Origin of the sequence: Sulfitobacter sp. UBA4523 (assembly GCF_002388305.1) — a bacterium.
GTDB classification, from domain to species: Bacteria; Pseudomonadota; Alphaproteobacteria; order Rhodobacterales; family Rhodobacteraceae; genus Sulfitobacter; species Sulfitobacter pontiacus.
In genome coordinates this window covers 1-4041 of sequence record NZ_DGMH01000044.1, presented here as the reverse complement: position 1 = coordinate 4041, position 4041 = coordinate 1, and the positions used below count along the sequence as shown (strand labels likewise).

At 63.4% G+C, this 4041-nt stretch carries 5 protein-coding genes; 2 read left to right on the top strand and 3 right to left on the bottom strand.

Features of this window, described 5'->3' with window-relative positions:
* Positions 1-335, top strand: a 335-nt coding sequence (locus B3849_RS10395) for a DMT family transporter (RefSeq protein WP_286780099.1), incomplete at its 5' end; no start/stop codon positions are given.
* On the opposite strand, the gene B3849_RS10390 is transcribed toward B3849_RS10395, so the two are convergent.
* Positions 268-960 carry a thiamine diphosphokinase gene (locus tag B3849_RS10390; RefSeq protein ID WP_278425303.1) on the bottom strand — a complete coding sequence of 231 codons (693 nt, stop codon included), beginning with the start codon at positions 958-960 and terminating at the stop codon, positions 268-270. The two genes, B3849_RS10395 and B3849_RS10390, sit on opposite strands and share 68 nt — an antisense overlap.
* A 137-nt stretch (positions 961-1097) precedes the next feature.
* Between B3849_RS10390 and B3849_RS10385 the strand changes: the two genes are divergently transcribed.
* Complete coding sequence (locus B3849_RS10385) at positions 1098-3296, top strand: hypothetical protein (protein WP_278425302.1); 2199 nt, start codon at positions 1098-1100, stop codon at positions 3294-3296.
* 105 nt (positions 3297-3401) lie between these two features.
* On the opposite strand, the gene B3849_RS10380 is transcribed toward B3849_RS10385, so the two are convergent.
* Both B3849_RS10380 and B3849_RS10375 read right to left on the bottom strand, forming a co-directional pair.
* A complete protein-coding gene (locus tag B3849_RS10380) occupies positions 3402-3632 on the bottom strand; it encodes a DUF2842 domain-containing protein (protein ID WP_005852473.1) in 231 nt (76 codons plus the stop codon).
* A gap of 54 nt (positions 3633-3686) precedes the next feature.
* The coding region (locus B3849_RS10375) for an adenylosuccinate synthetase (protein WP_286780097.1) at positions 3687-4041 on the bottom strand (355 nt) is incomplete at its 5' end.

Genomic DNA, 4041 nt, shown 5'->3' with positions numbered 1-4041 from the left:
TGGGGCAAACCGTAGCGGTGCCCGCCTTGGGCTGGCGCGTCCCTGACGCAAACGCCTGGATGCTGCTGATCGCAATCGGCGTCCTTGGCAGCGTGGCCCATCTGCTGATGACATGGTCCTTGCGCTACGCCCCCTCGGCCACGCTGGCACCGATGCAATATCTCGAAATTCCCGTGGCGACGCTGGTCGGGTTGATCGTCTTTGGCGATCTGCCCAATGCGCTGGCGGCGCTCGGGATGGGGATCACCATGGCCGCCGGTCTCTATATTATTCTGAGGGAGCGGGCCACGCAGCGGCGTCTGGCTGCAGCAGCGATTGTGCAACCTGCGGAATGAGCACCCTGGGCACCATCACCAACGCAGCGGGACGATCCACCCTAAGGGTCGCGGGCCCCGTCGCACGGTTCGATGTCCCCAACCGCCCCAGCGGCGAAAGCTCTAGCCCGTCAAGCGGCCACTCAAGCCCGCTGCTTTCCCCGTGGACCGCCGCCAGCGGGTATATCGACACCACATCCCCCGCCCGTGTCGGCAGATCAAGCCGGGGCGGCGCGAGGAAAATCACCTGCTCTCCGGCGATGAGCAGGCAACGTTGGTGCGGATGCCGCGCCAGAGAGCTCAGGGCAGCAAGCTGATGGTCCACGCGCCCGCCCGAAAACCCCACCGCCACGATCAACGGCGCGGCCACCGACCGCAGCGCCTTGTCGAAATCGGTGGTTTCCTGCTCTGCCAGTTTGAACTGCCGTGCGAGCGGGATCTGCAACAGGGTCTCGGGCGTGACAGAATCGAAATCCCCCACCAGCGCCGCGATCTCTACGCCTGCGTCGCGAGCCAGATTTGCCCCGCCATCGACCGCCACACACATCGGGGCAAGCTGCAACGCCTCGTTCAGGTCGTTCGGACCGGGCTGCCCGCCCCCGATGACGGTGACAGGGCTGCGGCTTGCCACAATGGTTGTTTTCACGCGGTTTTACCTCAAATTGGAAACAATGCCGCAATTTTGACATTAAATGATACGTTGCAGGGCACAGATTCGAGCCGAATTGGTCTTGAACCTTATGGTAAACAGTAAGCTGCAAATAGGCAGAGGACGACCATCCGATGATGAATAACAACAAAATTCTGACGGTCTCATACGGCACTTTCTCGTGCACGTTGGAAGGCTTTGACGATTCATTCGGCACCATGAAGGCCATCGCAGAGTATTTCCGCGACCTGTCGTCGGAGGATCGGTATTTCGGTGCAGAACCCGCACAGCCCGATGCGGAGATGCTGGCCCATATCGCCCAGAAAGAAATCTCGCGCCGCGTCGAAGCGCGCCAGCAGGACGGTCAGATCGTCCTGAGCGCGCAGACCCCAGAAGAACCCGCAGCGCCAGCGCAGCCCGCCCCTGCGCCTGAAGCCGCCGAAACACCCAAGGCTCCTGCCGCACCGCAGCCGCAGGTCAGCAGCACGGCTGCCGGTCCGTCGGTGGTGTCGACCTCCTTCGCGCCGCGCCGGCCCAAGGAAATCTCTGCCTATTATGACGCCTACCGCATCAACGCGCTGAAATCTGCCGAGCCAGAGGCCGCACCCGCGCCTCAGGCCGAAGCCGCCGCACTGCGCGACGAGGTGGTCAGCCGTGATGTTGCCGCGCCAAAGCCCGAAGCCACGCAAGCCGAAGCGGCCCCTGCATCTGCGGCCCCCGCCCCCGAGGTGGATATCGTCCCCGGTCAACCCGACGAAGATGTCGAAGCGTTTTTCGCCGATAGCCCGCGCAACGAGGTGACCGTCGACGAACAAGACGCCGAAATCCAGCCCGTTGCGGCCCCTGTCGTTGATAGCATCGCGGCCAAACTGCAGCGCATCCGCGCCGTGGTCGCCAATCAGGACGCCCCCGCCGCACCGCAGCCTCAGGTCTTTGACGACGAGGACACAATCGACGCCGAAGACAGCACCGACGATGTCATCGCGGACGCGATCAACGACATCCAAGGCGCGCTGGACGCCGACGATACGGTCGAAGACATCGCACAATCCTCCGACCTCGAAGCTGAAGCAGAAGAAGACGTTGCCGCTGCACAAGAGAGTGAAGAACAGCACGAAGATGTTGCGGCTGATGAAGTGGAAGAAGCTGACGCCGCGCAGGTTGACGCTGACGAAACCGGTGAAGCCAAAGAAGACACAGCGCCTCGTGGTCGCGTGCTCAAGGTCAAACGCGCCGACATCGACCGTGCCATCGCCGAAGGCGAGCTGGAAGAGGTCGAAGAAGACGCGCCTGCGGTTCTCGAAGAGCCTGAAAAACCCGCCCTGCGTATCCAGCGCGACCCCGAATCGACGCTCTCTGACGAGGATGAAGAAGATCTGGCCCGCGAGCTGGCCGAGCTTGAGGCAACATTATCCTCCGCCGCTGCCGACACGCTGACCGACGCGCCTGAGGACGCCGAAGAAGCCGTCGCCGATGAGGACGACGCGCCCGAAGAAGAGACCGCCGAGGAAGATTCGCAGGAAGACACGGCCCAAGAAGAAACCCAAGACATTGATGTTTCCGAGGATGACGCCGAAGAGGCACAGGCCGAGGTCCAAGCCGACACCGCGGCAGAGCCCGAAGCCGAAGCCCCCAAAGCCGCCCCACAACGCCGCAGCCTGCCAACGCTCGACGCGGACAGCGGCCCGGATATGAACCGTCTGCTGGCGGAAACCGACAACCAGATGGACGAACCCGAAGCCGCTACACGCCGCGACGCGATCACCCATCTGCGCGCCGCCGTAGCCGCGAAAAAGGCCGATATGGCCCTTGGTGCGCCCGATGCTGCGGAACGCGAAAACAACGCCTACCGCAGCGATCTGGCCGAGGTGGTCAAACCGCGCCGCCCCGCGTCTACCACGGCCCGCACCGAACGCCCCGCCGAACCGCGCCCTGCCCCGCTGAAACTGGTAGCGGCACAGCGGATCGACACGGACCAGCCGCGCAATGTGGCCCCCGTACGCCCCCGCCGCGTGGCCGCAGTGGCCCCCGCGCCGGTGCCGCAAGCCGGTGGCTTTGCCGAGTTCGCCGAGGAAATGGGCGCGACCCAGCTTCCCGACCTGCTGGAGGCGGCCGCGGCCTATATGGCCTTTGTCGAAGGCATGGACGATTTCTCGCGTCCGCAGTTGATGAACACCGTCCGCCAAGGCGGTGCCGAGGATTTCAGCCGCGAGGAAGGTCTACGCTCCTTCGGTCAGCTGCTGCGCACTGGCAAGCTGCAAAAGCTGGAAGGTGGCCGCTTCAAGGCCTCCGAACAGATCGGGTTCCAGCCGGATGCACGCGCCGCTGGCTAAGCGGGCAAAACATGACAACCGAAACGAAAAACGGCCCCCGAGGGGGCCGTTTTTTTATGCGATAATGATGGTGTGCAAGCCTATACGACGTGCAGGCGAAACGGGTTATTCTGCGTCGTGATCCGCGTTCGGGTCAGCCTGACCGATCCCCTTGAACACAAATTTGAACGGGATCGCCCAGACCACGCCAAGCGCGATATAGATCACCAGTTCGATCCAGAAGGGTGGCCGGTCAAACAGCGACACGGTGACCACCGCCGCAATGATATAGAGCGGCAGCCCAATCAGCAGAATGACCAGCGCCCACCGGCGACGTGCTTTATATCCAAGGGCCATCATGTCGTCCTTTCATCACGTGCCAAGGGCCCCGAAGGGCCCCGGCGTGTCAGATCAATCGGCGAAGGGGTCGGTGACCAGAATCGTGTCTTCCCGCTCTGGCGAGGTGGACAGCAGCGCCACGGGGCACTGGATCAGCTCTTCGACGCGGCGCACATATTTGATCGCGTTCGCGGGCAGATCGGCCCAGCTGCGCGCGCCTTCGGTGCTTTCGGACCAACCGGGCATTTCCTCGTAGATGGGGGTGCAGCGGGCTTGCTGGTCGGCCGCTGTGGGCAGATAGTCCAATTGCGCCCCGTCCAGCTCGTAGCCGGTGCAGATCTTGAGCGTTTCAAACCCGTCCAGCACGTCCAGTTTCGTGAGCGAGATGCCGGTGACGCCGCTGGTCGCGCAGGTCTGGCGCACCAAA

What these genes read in the sequence shown, in the direction of transcription:
- B3849_RS10385 (WP_278425302.1), top strand. Translation starts at nt 1,098, where the DNA reads ATGATGAATAACAACAAAATTCTGACGGTCTCATACGGCACTTTCTCG.
- B3849_RS10380 (WP_005852473.1), bottom strand. Translation starts at nt 3,632, where the DNA reads ATGGCCCTTGGATATAAAGCACGTCGCCGGTGGGCGCTGGTCATTCTG.